Below are 17995 nucleotides of genomic sequence, written 5' to 3'. Positions count from 1 at the left end.
CAACCGACATTGAACGTTTCGCCTGATTAGAAGAATTGAGAGAACACACATGATGGACACCTCCAGCTGGATGACGATTTATCCGGAGATCGTGTTGCTGGTCATGGCCTGCGTGATTGCGCTGGCCGACCTCTTCGTGAAAAGCCCCAAGCGCACAGCCACCTATGCCCTGACCTTGTTGTCACTGGGCGGTGTGGCCTGGCTGCACGCCATGTACGCCGACGCAGGCCAGACGCTTTACGGCTTTGGCCGCTTAGTGGTCAGTGACCCGATGGGCCATTGGCTCAAGTGTTTTGCCGCCATCGCCGTCATGGTCACCCTGGTTTATTCGCGCCCTTATGCGGCAGACCGCGACATGTTGCGTGGTGGCGAGATGTTCAGCCTGAGCATGTTCGCCTTGCTGGGCATGAGCTTCATGATCTCGGGTCAGAACTTCATCGTGATTTACCTGGGCCTGGAGCTGTTGACTTTGTCGAGCTATGCCTTGGTGGCGCTCCGCCGTGACCACACCCAAGCCACCGAAGCGGCCATGAAGTACTTTGTGCTGGGTGCCATGGCCTCTGGTTTTTTGCTGTACGGCATGTCCATGATGTACGGTGCCACGGGCAGCCTGGAACTGTCGGCTGTCTTCAAGGCCGTTGCGTCTGGTCATGTGAACCACCAGGTGCTGGTGTTTGGTTTGGTGTTCATCGTGGCCGGCTTGGCCTTCAAGATCGGTGCAGTGCCTTTCCACATGTGGATTCCCGACGTCTACCAAGGTGCCCCAACCGCAGCCACCCTCATGATTGGTGGTGCCCCCAAGTTGGCCGCATTCGCCATCATGGTCCGTTTGCTGGTCGAAGGTTTGTTGCCTCTGGCGTTTGATTGGCAGCAAATGTTGTCATTCCTGGCCATTGGCTCCTTGGTGGTGGGTAACTTGGCCGCGATTGCACAGACCAACCTCAAGCGCATGTTGGCTTATTCGACCATCGCGCAAATGGGCTTTGTGCTGCTCGGTTTTGTGGCTGGCGTGATCAACGGCCAGACCACACTGGCGGCCAACGCCTACAGCTCGGCCATGTTCTACATCGTCTCTTATGTGTTGACCACATTGGCCAGCTTTGGCGTGATCATGTTGCTGGCGCGTCAAGGCTTTGAGAGCGAAGAAATCACCGACCTGGCTGGCTTGAACCAGCGCAGCCCGCTGTATGCGGGCGTGATGGCGATCTGCCTGTTCTCCATGGCCGGTATCCCGCCGATGGTGGGCTTCTACGCCAAGTTGTCTGTGCTGCAATCCTTGATCGTGTCGGGACAGAGCTTCTACATCGGTCTGGCCATCTTCGCCGTGATCATGTCCTTGATCGGCGCTTTCTATTACCTGCGTGTGGTCAAGGTGATGTACTTTGACGAACCCGTCACGGCCACCACCGTATCAGCCACCACCGATGTGCGCGTGGTCTTGTCGGTGAACGGGTTGTTGGTGTTGGTGTTGGGCATCGTGCCGGGTGCCTTGATGGCCCTGTGTGCAGACGCCATTGCCCGCATGTTGGCTGTTTGATCACAAGCACATGATCTCCGCTTGGCAAATTGGTTTCTTGATGGTGCTGGCATTGCTGGCGGCCAACTTGCCATTTGCCAATCAGCGCATTTTGTGGGTCGGTCCTTCCCGCAGCACCAAGTCACTGGCCATTCGGCTGGCGGAATTGGTGCTGTTGTATTTTGGGGTCGGCGCGGTGGGCCTTGCGCTCGAAAACCACGGTGGCCAGATCGCGCCGCAAGGCTGGGAGTTCTATGCCATCACGGGCACCCTGTTCCTGACCTTGGCGTTCCCCGGTTTTGTTTACCGTTACCTGATGCACCGTCCGCATTGACTGCCTGCCTGCGCACTGTTTTTCATGTCTGACGATCATCTGATCGAACACCGGGTGAGTCAGGAGGAGTTGCTGCACGGCAACTTCTTGCATGCTTTTCGCGACACTGTTCGCCTGCCCAACCAAAGTCTGGCCACACGGGAATACGTGGTCCATCCCGGTGCGGTCATGGTCATTCCGATGCTGGACACCCCCGATGGTTTGCGCGTGGTGCTGGAGCGCCAATACCGTTATCCAGTTGGCCAGGTGATGATCGAATTCCCTGCAGGCAAGCTCGACCCGGGCGAAGACACTTGCTTGTGTGCCCAGCGCGAGTTGATGGAAGAAACCGGCTACACCGCACGCCAGTGGGCCAGAGCGGGCGTGTTGCATCCGGTGATCTCGTATTCGACAGAAGTGATCGAGATTTGGTTTGCCAAAGACCTGACGCTGGGCGCGCGCCAACTCGATGCCGAAGAGTTTCTGGATGTGTTCACGGCCACACCCGCAGAGCTGATGGCCTGGTGCCGAGACGGCCAGGTGACCGATGCCAAAACCCTCACGGGTGCGCTTTGGTTGCAGAATGTGTTGGCTGGCGATTGGTCGCTGACCTGGCAAACTTTGCCCTGACACCTTCCTCCCATGAAAGTCCTGGACCTTCAATGTTCGCAGGGCCACAGCTTTGAAGGCTGGTTTGGCTCGCAAGACGACTACGACGCTCAGCGTGCGCGGGGGCTGGTCACGTGCCCGGTGTGCAACGACAGCGAGATCGTCAAAATGCTGTCGGCTCCGCGCCTGAACTTGGGGCACGGCGTGGCCCCGATGCCCACTGCCTCTGACACGTCGGGCCAAGAAAATGCCAAGCCTGCGGCCGTGCCTGCTTTGCCGGACACGGTCGACTCGCAGGGCATGCTGCCCACCGATACGCGCAGCCTCCAACAAATTCAAGCGGCCATGATGAACATGGTGCGCCATGTGATGGCCCACACAGAAGATGTGGGCCCCCAGTTTGCAGAAGAGGCCCGCAAGATCCATTATGGTGAACGCGAAGAACGCAACATTCGCGGCCAAGCCACCCGTGAAGAAACCGAAGCCTTGCTGGAAGAGGGCATCGATGTCATGCCTTTGCCCGTGCCCGAAAACCTCAAGGGCCCGCTGCAATAGGTGCCAGGCCATCCTGGGGCACTGTGTCTCTATGGGAGCGAGCCCCCGCTCGCGAATGACGGCCGCACCACAGTTTTTTTCGGCCGCAGGGGCGACCTCCCACAAAGAAAAGACCGCCACATGAAACACGCCTTGCACATCGACGACGCCGAAGTGGAACTCACCGCCATCCGTGCCCAAGGCCCTGGGGGGCAAAACGTCAACAAGGTCTCCAGCGCCATTCAGCTGCGCTTTGATGTGGCCAACTCGTCTTTGCCTGATGACGTCAAGCAGCGCTGGCTGCAGTCGGGCGACAGCCGCTTGACTCAAGAGGGCGTGTTCATCCTCAAGGCCCAGCGCCACCGCACGCAAGAAGCCAACCGGGTGGATGCTTGGGCGCGCCTTTACGAAACGCTGGACGCCTACGCCAAGCCGCCCAAACCGCGCAAGGCCACCAAGCCGACTTATGGCTCGGTGAAAAGGCGGCTGGAGGGCAAGGCGTTGCAGTCCAAAATCAAGGCCTCGCGACAAGGGCGTGACTGATTTACTCCGTCCGCTCCGAAATCACGACCGTCACACGCTGACCAGCCAGCACCACCACCAACTGCATGGGCAAGGCGCTGTCGGGCACTGCGGTGGCTTCAAAGCGCATGCCTTGGCGGTCAAACTTCAGCCATGAGGGCAGGGGGCTGCCATCGGTTTGGGTGATGCGGACTTCGGTGCCAGCGCTGGCCATTCCTTTGACCGATTCAGGCATCTCGAAGCTGAAGCCTGCGCCCACTGTCGATACGCCCTTGGGCAGCGACACAGCCACCATCAAAGGGGTGTTCTGCTGGCTTGTGTTTTGCAAGTCCACGGTGACGCCAGAACTGTTTGCACCTGCCGGGCTGCTGGCCTCCGAAGTTTCGGTTCCCGATGCGTTGCGTGTCCCGGACGAAAATACCAGTGCTTGCGGTGGGAGTTCGCTCGACAGGCCTGTTCCGGGCAAACTGCTGGTGGGAATGCTCCCTTGTGCTTTTGCTTGTGCATCTCCTGCCGCCTTGCGAGAGTCGCCAGTGACCTGGAGATTGCGCCAACTACCACCATCGCTTTGGGTGAAACGCGTGCCTCCTTTGAAGTTGTTGGCCAGCATCAAGGTCGCATCTTGTCCGGTGCCGGTGTTGGCCACGAAATCGGCCTTGCCTTTGACGGTGAGTGCGCCCGATTGGGTGACGCCGCCGTCCGAGCCTGCGCCCAAGGTATTGCTGGTGAAGTTGCCATCGACGGTGGTGGTCTCGAAGTGAATCTTCTTTGCAGAAAGCACCAGATCGCTGTCTGCGCCACTGATGGTGCCGCTGAAGGTCAGGGTATTTTTGTCTTTCAGTCGTGTATTCCCTGCAGTCAGATTCACGGTGCCACCAAAGTCGTTGCCAGCGTTGTCCAGCTTCACGGTTTGTCCGGGGGCTGCGAAAGTGCTGGTCCCTGATACAGACAGTGCGGTGCCTGTGATTTGGGTGATGCCACCGGCGCTGCTGATGGAGAGATCGCCGGCGTTGCTGAAGTCACCCAGTTGAACGCCGACGTTGCCGCCGGTGATGCGGCTGGTGCCTTGCACAGCCACGTTGCCGTTGCCGCTCTGGCGGAAGCCGTCGGTGATGTTCAAATCGCCCCCGATCGTCAGGTTGCCGCCACTTTGGGCATAAGCCGCCAAGGTCATGCCGCCCACGACATGCAGGATGCCATTGGCTTGGCTCAGTGCGCCAGCGTTGCCCAAGCCATTGCCCAAGCTGTCGATATTCACGGCTGAAGTGGCCACGGCGGGAGACCTTGCGCCTGCCGTGTCAAAACTGACTGTGGTGCCTGCAGGAATCAGCACGTTGGTCACGTTGGCCAGATCGGGCACCGCGCCGCCAGCCCAGTTGGCTGGGTCGAACCAGTTGCCCGTGACGCCCCCTACCCAAGCGACCGAGTTCAGTCGCGTGATGGTGCTGTTGCTGTTTGCGCCCAGCGTCACGGCGTAGTTGCGCCCGCCATTGCCATCGTTCAAGGTTGTCGACAAGAGTGTGGCCGTTTTGCCCGTGCCCACGTTTTTGTCGTCAAAGCCCATCAAGGCCGTGGTGACGGTGTCGCCACCCACGAGCAAATTGCCCAGAGCCTGCAGCTCGGTGGCACCGGCACTGTAGGCGGTTTGGCCGTCATAGACCTTGGAGACTGGTGCCAGATTCATGGTCACAGCCTTGGCCGTCACATTGGCCGTGGTGGTGGCTTGGTCGGTGATGCTGTAGTTGCGAGCATCGTTGCCGCTGGAGCTGCTGGTCAGTGTGACGGTCTTGCCGACGCCGACGTTGCGGTTGTCGAACACGCCTGTGGCACTGATCGACACATCGTCACCACCGATCCAGCCTGCAGCGAGGGTAGCATCCACGACCGCGCTGGCGTGGCCGTCATAGACCTTGCTGGCTGCCGTGATGCCGCTGATGGTGATGGCCTTGGGCGTGATGTTTGCCGTGGTGCTGGCCGTCACATTTTGCAGGGTGTAGTTGCCCGAATCGGTGCCATTGACCGAGATGCCGCTCACCGTGACGGCCTTGCCGTTGCCCACGTGCTTGTCGGCAAAGGTGGCGCTGGTGTTGGCAAAGCTCACCACGTCGCCGACCACAATGCCGTCGGAGCTGCCGACCACAGTGGCGTTGGCGGATTGGTCATACACCTTGTTGCTGGCGGTGTAGCTGGCGGTCAAGGCCTTGGCGGTGATCGCCCCGTTGTTGCCCGTGAAACTGTTGCCACCCGACAGGTAGTAGTTGCCCACGTCTGCACCAGAGAGGGCCACGTTCGCGTAGCCGTAGCTGATGGTGCCGACGTTCTTGGCGCTGTAGCTGCCGATGCCGCTGACGTTCAGCACATCACCCGATTCTTTGCTGGCCAAAGCCACGGTGCCGTTCGTCACGGCGGTGTTGCCGTCATACACCTTGTTGACACCCGTAGCCGATGCGGTGACCGCCTTGGCATTGACCTGGTGGCTGCCCACCACGGTGACAGTGTCGCTGAAGTTGGCGCTGTTTTCCGTCACGAGGCCGCTGGTCGCGAGCTGGTAGTCGCCCACCGTCAGTTTGCCTGCCGTGCTGGTGGCTGCAGACAGCGGTGCCAGGGTGAAGTTGGCCGCACCCGATGAGCCATCATTGATGTTCACGACGTTGCTGGTGTTGATGGCCACAATGCTGCCAGCCACGTTACCGCCAGTGCCTAGTGTGTACACGGTGCCACCGGATTCGTACTGCACGCTGGTCAGCGCATATTGCGTGTTCGTGCCGTAGGTGTCGCTCACATTGGCCACACGCACCAGCAACTGGTTGGAGCCCACGATGGTGTAGTCGCCGTTGACGTAGTTCAGCTTGTAGTTGGCGGCGGTCAGGCCGCTGGCTTTCAGCACATTGTTGTGAATGCCGGCTGTGTTGGTTCCGGCATTGGTGCGGGTCACGCTCGCCGTGCCAATCAATGAGCCAAGGCTCTCGCCATTGACAAAGCCATTGAAGGACACGCCGGTATAGCCCAGGGTATCGGACTCGGATAAAAACCGGGCGTCGTTGTTCGCACGCACCGTCAGATCGGCCTTGGTGATGCTGGCTGCCACCGACTTGGTGCTGTTGTCCAGCACATAGTCCGAAGCCAAAGAGCCGTTGCTGCCCACGACGGAATCAATGCGCAGCCCCTTGAGCGTCAGCGCATTGGCGCTGGCCACATTGGCGTCGTTGTAGAGGGCGCTGGCGTAGGTCATGCCCACGCCGGTGTCGCCGCTGGCCAAGCCGTTGAATGTGTAGACCGTCACAAAGTCGGCATGCGCATTGGTCGTGCCGTCATAGACTTTGCTCACCCCGATGTTGCTGATGGTCGGGGTCAGAGCCCGTGCGCTGATGGTGACCGCCGCATTGGCTTCGTCCAGCATGGGCAGCTGGTAGTTGGCAGCCAGGCCGCCTGAGCCATCTGTGGCGTTGGCCAGCGTGATGGCATGGATGTACTTGCCCTGCGTGGCCACATGTGCATCAGTGGCTGTAGCGCCGGTGTAAGCCAGAGTTTCACCACTGACCAGCCCACTTATGTTGACTTGTGCGCCGCTCAATGTGGTCGTGCCATCGTAGGTCTTGTTGCCCGACAGCGTCACCGTCTTGGGCGTGATGGCGCCGTTGTTGCCGGTGAAGCTGTTGCCGCCTGACAGGTAGTAGTTACCAACGTCTGTGCCCGACAGGGTCACACCCGAGAAGGTGTAGCCCAAGCCAGTGCCCGCATTTTTGTTGGCGTAGTTGCCGATGCCGCTCACAGTCAAAGCGTCACCCGACTCCGTGCCGCCGAGCGAGAGGCTGGCATTTGTGACGCTTGTGTTGCCGTCATACATCTTGCTCACGTCGGTGGCCAAGGCTGTTACGGCTTTGGGCGTGACCTGGTGGCTGCCCACCACGGTCACGGTGTTGCTGAAGTTCTGGCTGTTTGCAGTCACCAAGCCACTGGTGCCCAGTTGCCAGTGGCCCACCATCAGCTTGCCGGCACTGCTGGTCACACCGGACACAGGTGCCAACGTGAAACTGGCCATGCCGTTGGCACCATCGTTCACCACCACCTGGTTAGTTGGGTTGATGGAAACGCTGCTGCGCGCCACGCTGCCATTGTCCAGCCTAACCACGTTCGTGCCGTCAAAGTATTCCACGCTGCCCATCGCATACTGCGGCGCAGTGCCGTAAATGGCACTCAGGTTGTTCACCCGAACCAGCAGCTGATTGGAGCCGACGATGGCGTAGTCGCCAGGAACGTAGCTGATGCTGTAGTTGGCCGCTGTCAGACCATTGGCCTGCAACACGCCGCTGTAGAAGCCTGCTGTGTTTGTGCCCGCATTGGCGCGCACCAGGCTCAGTGTGCCGCCGAGCACGCTAACGGTTTCAGCATTCATAAAGCCACTGTAGCCTGCGCCCGCGTAGCCTGTGGTGTCGGCCTGTGAGATGAACTTCGCGTCGTTGTTGGCAGTCACGGTCAGCGCTGCTTTGTTGATCGTGCTGGTCGTGTTATCGGCGTAGTTGATGGCGTAATTGTTGGTCACATCGACGTTGGCACTGTCCTTGATAGTCACACCGGATGCCCGGACAGTTTTGCCGACACCAGCATTCTTGTCCAGGAAGGCTTGACGACCGAACGAGGCAAGCGTTTCGCCCGATGCAGCACCCGACAGGGTGCCGACGACGGTTCCCAAACCCGTGGCGTTGGTTGTGCCGTCATAGGTCTTGGTCACGGCGTTTGCCGTCACTGTCAAAGGTGCTTTGTGGATGGTGCTGGCCGTGTCATCCACATAACGGATGGCGTAGTTGTTGCTCACGTCAACGTGGGTGCTGTCCTGGATGCTCACGCCAGAAGCTCGCACAGTTTTGCCGGTACCGGCGTTCTTGTCGAGGAAAGCCTGTGTGTCCAACGCGTTGGCGGTTTCACCCGAGACCAACCCGGTCAGCGTGGCAGTGCCCGTGGCACTGGTGGTGCCGTCATAGGTTTTGGTCACAGCACTTGCCGTGACCGTCAGCGTGGCTTTGTTGATCGTGCTTGTGAGGTTGTCCACATAAGTGACGTCGTAATTGTTGCCACTGTTGCCGTCATTCAGGCTCACGCCAGAGACCGTTACGGTTTTACTGCCGATGCCCACGTTTTTGTTCGCAAAGGCAAATGAGCCGCCCGAGATGCTGTCCAGCACATTGCCGTTGCTGGCGTTTGTATAGAGCGTTCCAGCCACCACAGTGGCTGTGCCCACTGCCGATGTGTCGCCGTCGTAGGTCTTGGTGATGTTGCCGCTGCTGATGCGAATGGCCGCTTTACCGATATCGGTTGTGGTGGTGGCGGTGGTGGATGCCAGCTGGTAGTTGCTGGCCAAACCCCCCGTGCCGTTGGCCAGGCTGTAAGCACTGACAGTGACCGTTTTGCCTGTCCCTGCGTTGGCATTGTCGAAATGGGCGTTGCCATGGCTCAGGGAGAGGGCTTCATTCGTGATGCCCGTGCTGACAGTCCCCCAGTTGCTGACGTCGCTGGTGGCATCCGTGCTGCCGTTGTAAGCCCGGCTGTTGGCTGTCACGCCCACCACTGCGATGGTGCGCGGCGTGATCGTGCCATTGGCCGTCTGCAGTGTCACGTTGTAGTTGCCACCGTTGTTGCCGTCGTTGACCACATATCCCGATGTGTCCGCGACCACGTTCAGCGTGCTGCTGCCCGTGCCCAGCGCATTCTGGTTGGTAAATTCCTGGCGGGTATTGGTGACGGTGTCTGTCCCTTGCAGGCCGCTCACGACCACCGCACCGGCCGAGGTCTTGTTGCCGTCATAAACCTTGGTGTCGGTCACAGCGGCCAGCGTCAGCGCGGCCTTGTTCACGGTCAGGCTACCGTCTATGAAGTTCAGGGCGTAGTTGGACGATGTGAAGCCGCTGGCGCTCAGGCTGTAGCTGCCCGCATTGCGTGTGCCTTGTGCCGTGCCGCTCCAGGCCAGCGTGCCGCCCAGAACGCTGGCGTCTTCACCGCTGGCAAAGCCGCTGGCGGACACGCCGGTGACACCGCTGAACGTCAGGCCATTGCCACCGGTCCAGGTCTGGCCATCGTAGGTTTTGGTGGCACTGTTGGCGGTGATGGTCAGGGCGCGCTGTGTGATGGTGCCATCGGTGCCCGAGAAGGTGCCACCGCCTGCCAGGCTGTAGTTGCCCGCATCCGCGCCGGTGATGCCCGTCACCGTGAGCGTGTAGCCCAGGCTGCTGCCAGCAGCGGCCGTGCTGAATGCACCGATGCCGCTGATGTTCACCACGTCCGATCCTAGCTTGTCCGAAGAAAGGCTCACGTTGCTGCCCATGCCGGTGGTCCCGTCGTAGACCTTGCCTACACCCGAGGCCGTCACGTTCAGGGTGCGTTTGCTGATGGTGGCCGTGGTGGTGTCCTGGCGGGTGACCGTGTAGTTACCCAAGTCGGCGCCGCTCAGCGTGTAACCCAGTGTGACCGTCTTGTTCACGCCAGCGTTTTTGTCGTCAAAACTGCCCGTCACCGTGCCCAGCGTGACGCTGTCGCCGCTGATTTTGCCCAGCAGATTGCTGGCATCCAGGTAGGTGATGCTGGCAACTGAGGTGTTCCCGTTGTAAGTCTTGTCTGCCGCCGTGATGCCGCTGACCAGCAGCGATGCCGGGGTGATGGTTCCTGAGGCATCTACCTTGGTGACGGTGTAGTTGCCCGACATGTCGACTGAGGTTGTGTCTTTGATGGTGTAGCCGCTGTTCACCTGCAGGGTGCTCAGGTTTGAGCCCATCACATTTTTGCTGAGGTATGACTGGCTCAGGCTGCCTAGGCTGTCGCCCGCCACCAGCCCGCTCACCAGCACCGTCTTGTTGGAAGCCGTGGTGCCGTCATAGCCCTTGGTGTCTGACACGGCGCTCAGTGTCAGTACCGCTGGTGTGATCGAGCCTGTGGCCGTGGTGGACACCACGTCGTAGTTGCCGCCACTGTTGCCGTCATTGACCGTGTAGCCCGAAGATGCCACGGTGGTGGCCGTCACGTTCTTGCTGTCGAAGGTCTGCACCAAGCCGGTGATGGAGTCGCTTGCCGCCAGTCCGCTCACACCCACGGTCTTGCTGGAAGCCTTTGTGCCGTCGTACACCTTGGTATCGGCCACAGCCGTCAGGGTCAGCGTGGCTTTGTTGATCGTGCCTGTGCCGGTGATCGTGCCGTTGCTGATGTAATAGTTGCTGGCGTCGTTGTTTGCGTTACCGCTTGTCAACGCCACATTGTTCACGGTGTAAGCCTGAGAGCCAACGTTGCGCGAAGCGAACACGCTGCTGCCCGTGGTCATGCTCACCATATCATTTGGCAAGATAGCCGGGCTCGACACCGTCAAACCCGCCATGTTGGTGGTTCCGTCGTAGGTTTTCGTGGTGCCAGCGGTCACGCTGGGTGTCAGGGCTTTCTGGGTGACGGTGAGGTCGCCCACCAAAGTCAGGGCAGTGAAGTTCGGTGCCGGCGTGGCGTTGAGGGCAGGCGTGATGTTGAGACCGGTTTCGCTCAACTGATAAGCCCCGACCTTGGTCTTGCCGGCGGAACTGAGCGATGCCCCCGAGGCTGACAGACCGAACGAAGCAGTGGTGCCTGCACCGTCATCGACGCTGACTGTGCTGCCAGTGACACTCAAAATCTGGCTGTTGTTGCCATTAACGATGCTGACCACCTGGTTGCTTTGCGACGACAAGTACTGGGCACTGGAGATTGAATAGTTCGGTGAATCGCCGTATACCGTGCTCAAACTGTTGACCTTCACCAGAAGCTGATCCGCCCCCACGATGGTGAACTTGCCCGGTGTCGCGGTGACGGTGTAGTTGTCGGTCGCTCCCGCGAACGTCAGGGCACCGGCGTAGATACCTGCGGCTTCGTCAGCGCCCGTCCGGGTCACGGTGGGTGCCGTGGTCCATGTGATCGTGCTGGCTGTTTCACCGTTCACAAAGCCTGCGTAGCGGGCCGTGAAGCTGGGGTCTGCCGTGGTCACGAGTTTGGCGTCGTCGTTGGCATAAGCCTGCAACGCAGCGGGGTTGATGGTGGCTGTGGTGTTGGCTGTGGTGCTGGTCAGAAGGTAGTTGCTGGCCTTGCCACCGTTGCTGCCATTGGCCAGGCTGAATCCGCTGGCGGTCACGGTTTTGGCGACAGGGTTGCCACCGGTATCTCGTGTCACGTCCTTGCTGGCAAAGGCGGCCGAGCCGGTGTTCAGCGTCAGCGTTTCGTCTGCAGTGCCATCGGTGCCCTTCACGCCGGTGCTCACATCGCCCCAGTTGCTGATGCTCACATTGGTGGTGCCGTCGTAAGTCTTGTCTGCTGCTGTCAAGCCTGTGATGGTCAGCGGCTTGCGTGCAATGTCTCCCCTCGTGCTGGCCGTGGTGCTGCTCAAGGCATAGTTACCAGCCTTGCCGCCATTGTTGCCATCAGCCAGGGTCAGCCCGGTGACCGAGACCTGGATGCCGGTGCCAGCATCCGCACTGGCATAGGTGGCGCTGCCGCTGACGAAGAGGGTTTGGGTGCTCACCAGACCGCTGAGTGTGGGCACACTGCTCAGCGGGGCGCTGGTGGTGCCGTCATAAGTTTTGCTGGTGGTGCTCAACGCATTGACCGTCACCGTCTTGGGCGTGATGGTGGCCGTCAGTCCGGTGGGCTGCGTGACGGTGTAGTTAATGGCATCGGCGCCCAAGAGCGAGAAGCCGCTCACCGTTACGGGCTGTGCCATCACAGCGCCGCCAGCATCGCGCGCCACATCGGCACTGGCAAAGGTGCCAGTGGCACCAGAAGTCACCAGGCTGACCACGTCCGTGCCCAACTTGGTGATGTTGCCGCCATTGACCGTGGCGGTGGTCGTGCTGTCGTACACCTTGTCGTTGATGCTCACACCGTTGATGTTGAGCGCGAGGGCCGTGATGTCGGCCGTGGTGGTGGCGGATGCCGAGCTGAGCACGTAGTTGCTGGCCTTGCCACCGTTGGCCCCGTCGGCCAAGCTGTAGCCTGTGGCCGTCACGGTTTTGCCCGTGCCCACATTTTTGGTGTTGAACGTGGCGGTGCCGTGGTTGAGCGTGAGCGTTTCTGCGAGGCTGCCGATGGTCACGCCCGTGCTCACGCTGCCCCAGTTGCTCAGGGTGGCGGTGGTTGTGGCGTCATACACCTTGTTGTTGCCCACCAGGCTGCTGATGGTCAGGGTTTTGGGCGACACGGTCAGCACGCCGTCCTTGAACTGGATGGCGTAGTTGCTGCTGGTCAGACCGCCGGGGGTGATGGCGTAGGCGGCAGCATCTACCGCGCCCTGGCTGTTGCCGCTGTAGGCCAGCGTGCCGCCAAGCACGGTTGAATTTTCGGTGCCTGCAAAGGCGCTGTAGGTCACAACGTTGCCACCGCTGTAGGCCGCACCGTCGTAAATTTTGGTGGCGTTGCTGGCCGTGACCGTCAGCGCCTTGGCCGTGATGTTGGCCGTGGTGGTGGCTGTGGTGGCAATGCTGTAGTTGCTGGCGTCTGTGCTGGTCAGGGTCACACCCGCGAGCGTGACCGTCTTGCCGGTGCCCACGTCCTTGGTGTCAAAGGTGGCGCCAGTGCTGCTGGCGGTCACCACATCGGTGCCCACCAGCCCGGTCAGGCTGCCCAACGCGGTGACGGTGGCGGTGGTGGTGCTGTCGTACACGCGGCTGGCGGCGGTGGTGCCGGTGAGCGTGAGGGCTTTTTGGTTGACTGTCAGCGTGCCGCTGCCCGACGCCGCGCTGTACCCGAGGCCCACCAGGTCGGTCGTGATGGTGTAGGAAGTGGCGCTGGCCTTGATGTTGCCGGACGTGGAATTCACCCGGCTGGTGATCGTGTAGGTGGACGTATCGCCATTGACCATGCCCGTGGCGCTGATGGTGGGCAGCAGGTCGCCATAAGTCATGGTCAGGCTGGTGCTGCTCAAGCTGACAGCAGGTTGCTCGCGGTAAACAGCATAAATGCCCGTGCCCAGGTTGGTCCAAGTGCCTGCGCCAAAGTTGGTGGTTTCGTCCGCTTTGTAGCGGAAACGCTTGGTGCCTGCCGTCAACCCGCTCAGGGTGGTCAGGCCCGTGCTGCCGGTGATGCTGCCGCTGAACAAGGTGGCCCGACCGCCGATGCCAGTGGTGAAGGTGGGCGAGCCGCTGATGACGATGTTGCCGCCCGTGCTGGTGCCTGCCGCTGCGTCCAGCCCTGCGTTGATCACCAGGGCTGCGGTGGCGCTGGTGCTGGTGGTCGCCACGTTTTTCGACACCGTCAGGTCGCCGGTTTTGGTGGCGATGCTCACCGCCCCGGTGGCCGAGATGCCGTTGGTGCTGCCCACGGTGCCCAGTGTCAGCGCATTGCTGTCCACATAGGTCAGGCTACCCACACCGCTGGCTGCCAGTGTGCCGATGGCGTTGCTGACGCTGTTGAGTGTGATGGTTCCGCCTCCTAGCAGAAGCAGGTTGCCTGCATTCACGAAGCCAGTACCCGTGATGCTGCTGGTGCTCCCACCCTTGAGCGTGATGGTGTTGGCGCCCGAGGCCGTCAGGCCCGCGTTGATGGCGATGTTGCCGCCGTAAATGGAAATAGGGCCGGCAATGCCGATGGCGCTTGCCACCGTGATGGCCTGGGTGTTGCCGTCTTTGCCCAGCGTCAAACCGCTCAGTGTCGAAGCGAAGGACCAACCCGAAGTGGAGAAAGCGGTGCTGAAACTCGCGGACGAAGGCTCGATGCTCAATGCGCCCGTTCCGTTGAAAATTTTGTTACTGGGGTTGGGGGCGTCGTTACGCAAGACCAAGGTGCCTGCACTGATGGTGTTGGTACCTGTATACGTGTTGTTCTGTGTCATCGACAACGTGCCGGTGCCGCTTTTGTTAAAGCTGGTGCCGCCAGAGACGGTTCCAGACACAGTTGACGTGCTGCCCACACTGATTTGCAGGCTGCTTAAATCCGAAGCAGATGAACCCATGGACACCGAGCCAGAGCCTGCATTGATCACGAGTGCTGAAGCTGCGGTGGCGCTGGTGTTGCCCACGGTGTAGCGAACCACCACCAGGCCGGAGCCGCCGTCACCGCCTTTTTTCAATCCAGTGCCATCACTTCCGGAACCGCCGCCACCCCCGCCACGGTTAGCCACTGCGTTGGACCCCACGGCATTTGCCCCGCCATCGGCTCCTCCGTCCCTGCCTGCCCCGGCTATAACGTCATACCAGTAGTTGGCTCTTCTCTTTCCACCGCCGCCGCCGCCGCCGTAGGTCAAAGTTGAGCCTGTAAGGCTTGACGAAACGCCAGCACCGCCGCGGGCGGAACCCAGGTCATATGCCTTGGTAGACCCGGGTCCACCGGGGCCGCCAGCGCCACCACCGCCACCTGCTCTCTGAACCTGCTCGTATGAGCCATTGTGTTCACCATCTCCGCCCTTGGTGTTGGCTCCGCCGGTGCCTGTGGCACCGATGTAAGTTAAATCTGTCCAATTGAGGTGAGCACCGCCACCGCCACCAGTAAATCCAGCAGTGGCTTTTGCATTTTCTGAAACTCTGTTCGCATCACCCGAGGCGCCGCCGCCACCACCTTGCGCAGTGTTGTAACCCAAGCGGCTGGTTCCGCCGATGCCGCCAGCAACCGTGCGGTCACTTGAACCTGCACCCCCCGCACCAACGGCAACGCCGAATGCACTTCCTAAAGATGTATAGAGTGTCCCTTGTACAACTTGACCACCGCCACCACCGCCAGCCGAGAAAAAGCTCACGCCGCCTGAAGCACCGCCGCCGCCGCCGCCGCCAACAAGAAGGTATTGAGCACTGCTTATTCCCTGCTGGCCCAAGAACATGCCAGTGCCCGATGTGAAGGTCAAGAGGATGTCTGAGCCCAGTGAACTTATGCTGGGACCATGGTAAAGACGGTAACTCGTCAGCAATGCGTAGTCTTGAGCGTTCGAGTAGTAGCGGCTGATGATGCCGTTGTTGAGGGCAATGTTGCCCCCGTTGCTGTTCAAGCCAATTGCGCTGCCGTTGAAATTGGCCAGCTGGATGTCGCCATTGAGGGTGATGGCTGTGCCGTTGGTGGTGATGCTCCCCGTGAGGTAGCTGATGCCGGTAGTGCTGGTTTTCTCAAAACCGCCATAGGCCGTGATGTTGACCCCGCTCGCATTGGAGAGGTTCGTGCCCATCACAAAATCGTAGTAAGTGCCCGTGTTAATCGTGAGCTTGCCGCCAATGTTCACATCGGCTGCGATCACCACGTTACCCGAGGCATTGATCGTCAGGTTGTTGGTCGACGATGAATTGAGTGCTGTCATCAAGCCCACATGACCAACCTGCCAGCCTGAAGTACCTGTACTGATCGTGACGCTGGCACCGGACAACTGACTGGTCAGCGTGTCTACACCCAATAGCGAATCTGAGCTTCCAGCAGTCACGTTGCCGCCCGGACCGCTGACTATGTACAGGTTGTTCGGGTCAAGCAACAACTCACCGGCCTTGCCGCCCACGCCGCCCAGCAAGTTGGTAAAGCCGGTGTAGTTGAGAGCCGCCTTGCCCGACACTTCCGCATCGCCGCCAGTGCTGCCTTGGCCTGCGCCTTTAGACGCAATCTGACCTGCAAAGTCGGTCAATTCGGTTGACCACAACACCACCTTGCCGCCGTTGCCGTGTTGCGTGGCGCTGGCGTCGACAATGCTGCCTTCGGCCATGCTGAGGGTGGTCGCTTGGTAAACCCCGTTGCCGCCCTGCCAGTCACCACCCACCAGCACGGTGCCGCCACCGGTGGCCCCGGTGGCGTCGATGTGCGTGGTGTCCAGTAAGTTGATGTGGTCGCCCAGCAGCGTGGTGCTGCCGCCCTGATCGCTGCGCCCGCGTGTGCTGAGCGTGCTGTGGCCCATGATGGCCAGTCTGCCCTGTCCGGGGGCATCCGGCAGCGGTTGGGGGTTGCCAGGTTGCGCCGGCGCCTTGGCGCGCAGCGCGATGGTGCCGCCTTGGCCGCCGCTGGCATCCAGCGTGGCGTTGTTCACTTCGATGTCGCCTTGTGCCTGCACGTCGATTTGGCCACCCTGGCTGGGGGCTCCTGCAGTTGTCGTGTCTTGCGTGGCGGCGGTGTTGATGCTGCCTTGCAGTTGCACGCTGCCGGTGGTTTGGATGCTCAGCTGCCCGCCTTGGCTGGGGGCGCTCAGGTCGATGCTGCCGGTGGCGGTCTGCGTGAAGTTGGTCGCCTGCACCAGCACGCTGCCAGCGCTGTGCAGCGCGCTGCCTGTGGCGCTGATGCTGCCGCTGTTGCTGACGTTGGGCGCGCTGATCTCGATCTTGCCTGCAGGGCCATCGGCTGTGGCGTTGGCGCTGATGCTGCCCGTGTTCTCCAGCTTGTGGCTGGCCGACAGCACCATGCGCCCGCCTTGCTGCTGCAGGCCGTTGGCCTCGATGCGGCCGCTGTTGCGCACCACGCCGCCCACCAGCCGGTCCATGGATTGGGCGCTGATGATGACCAGACCGCCCGGCGCTTGCACCGCATGGCGGTTGTCCACCAAGGCCGCAATCTGGCTGGGGTCCACCCGCAAGCTGGTCAGGCGGTTGTTGCTGTCGAATTTCAGGTCGATGGCTTCGCCAGAGGCCAATGCCACCGTGCCCATGTGGGCGATCACAGCCCCCTGGTTGCGCACTTCGGGTGCGAGCAAGGCGATATAGCCGCCGAGTGCTGCCTTGATTTCGCCTTCGTTGACCACGCTGCCGGTGCTGCCGTTGCGTTCGTAGCGGTTTTTTCCGGCCATGAAGTCGGCATCGCTCATGCCGTGCGTGGTGGCCACAATGCCGCCCACGTCCACCCGCGCGCTGGGGCTGAAGTACACGCCCACCGGGTTGGTCAGCACCACCTGACCGTTGGCGCTGATGCGGCCAAAGATCTGGCTGGGGTCACTGGTCATCACACGGTTGAGCGTGACACTGGCCGCACTGGGTTGCTGGAACTGCACATGCGCGTCTTTGCCCACGTTGAAGGTTTGCCAGTTGATGGCGGCGCGGTTGGTGCTTTGGTTGATGACCATGTTGGCACCGCTCACGCTGATGCTGGCTTGACCAGCACTGACCTGGCCGCTGGTGGGCAGGGCGGTGCTGGACAGGGGCGGCGGTGCCGTTTGCGCATGTGCGCTGAGCGACAGCAACCCCCCGAGCAAGGCGGAGACCGCGGTGGCCAGTTGCACGCCTGAGCTGGGTTTGCCTTTGGCCGAGACGGTTTCGGCCGCGGCCACATAGGCTTGTTTGCTGGTGTTCCAGACGCTGTGGAAGGTTTTGTTCATGGTCGTCTCAGATGTCGGTGGTCAGTGCGAGGGCGTGAAGGCATTCGGCCGCGGGGGCGGCCTCCCACAGGGGGCTGTGTGGGTGTCTGTGGTGTGGGAGCGAGCCCCTGCTCGCGAATGTGGGCTCTGCCCGTTCAGGCATTCGGCCGCGGGGGCGGCCTCCCACAGGGGGCTGTGTGGGTGTCTGTGGTGTGGGAGCGAGCCCCTGCTCGCGAATGTGGGCTCTGCCCGTTCAGGC

General features: G+C 61.0%; 6 protein-coding genes. 5 read left to right on the top strand and 1 reads right to left on the bottom strand.

Going from position 1 to position 17995, the window contains the following annotated elements:
* Positions 1-49: 49 nt before the first annotated feature.
* The 5 genes from nuoN to arfB all read left to right on the top strand — a co-directional run bounded on the left by nuoN (position 50) and on the right by arfB (position 3515).
* Positions 50-1537 carry an NADH-quinone oxidoreductase subunit NuoN gene (gene nuoN / locus ACZ5VE_RS09205; protein WP_464454891.1) on the top strand — a complete coding sequence of 496 codons (1488 nt, stop codon included), beginning with the start codon at positions 50-52 and terminating at the stop codon, positions 1535-1537.
* Between the two features lie 10 nt (positions 1538-1547).
* Entirely contained in the window at positions 1548-1850 is a 303-nt protein-coding gene (locus ACZ5VE_RS09200) for a DUF2818 family protein (RefSeq protein WP_464454890.1), read from the top strand.
* A 24-nt stretch (positions 1851-1874) separates the two neighbouring features.
* Positions 1875-2459 (top strand): NUDIX domain-containing protein, encoded by a 585-nt coding sequence (locus tag ACZ5VE_RS09195; protein WP_464454889.1) that lies wholly within the window; start codon positions 1875-1877, stop codon positions 2457-2459.
* Positions 2460-2471: 12 nt separating this feature from the next.
* Positions 2472-2993: a DUF1178 family protein gene (locus tag ACZ5VE_RS09190; RefSeq protein ID WP_464454888.1), complete on the top strand. Its 522-nt coding sequence runs from the start codon at positions 2472-2474 to the stop codon at positions 2991-2993.
* Between the two features lie 120 nt (positions 2994-3113).
* Positions 3114-3515 (top strand): alternative ribosome rescue aminoacyl-tRNA hydrolase ArfB, encoded by a 402-nt coding sequence (arfB, locus tag ACZ5VE_RS09185; RefSeq protein WP_464454887.1) that lies wholly within the window; start codon positions 3114-3116, stop codon positions 3513-3515.
* A gap of 1 nt (position 3516) precedes the next feature.
* On the opposite strand, the gene ACZ5VE_RS09180 is transcribed toward arfB, so the two are convergent.
* On the bottom strand, positions 3517-17757 hold the full coding sequence (locus ACZ5VE_RS09180) for a YDG domain-containing protein (protein ID WP_464454886.1): 14241 nt from the start codon (positions 17755-17757) through the stop codon (positions 3517-3519).
* Positions 17758-17995: the final 238 nt, after the last annotated feature.

The sequence above is a fragment of the Limnohabitans sp. INBF003 genome, assembly GCF_055396645.1.
Note: the sequence above shows the minus strand (reverse complement) of the source record. Positions and strands in the feature narration are given on the sequence as shown.

Coding starts and splice junctions, on each gene's coding strand:
- ACZ5VE_RS09200 (WP_464454890.1), top strand. CDS start 1,548: ATGATCTCCGCTTGGCAAATTGGTTTCTTGATGGTGCTGGCATTGCTG.
- nuoN (WP_464454891.1), top strand. CDS start 50: ATGATGGACACCTCCAGCTGGATGACGATTTATCCGGAGATCGTGTTG.
- ACZ5VE_RS09180 (WP_464454886.1), bottom strand. CDS start 17,757: ATGAACAAAACCTTCCACAGCGTCTGGAACACCAGCAAACAAGCCTAT.
- ACZ5VE_RS09190 (WP_464454888.1), top strand. CDS start 2,472: ATGAAAGTCCTGGACCTTCAATGTTCGCAGGGCCACAGCTTTGAAGGC.
- ACZ5VE_RS09195 (WP_464454889.1), top strand. CDS start 1,875: ATGTCTGACGATCATCTGATCGAACACCGGGTGAGTCAGGAGGAGTTG.
- arfB (WP_464454887.1), top strand. CDS start 3,114: ATGAAACACGCCTTGCACATCGACGACGCCGAAGTGGAACTCACCGCC.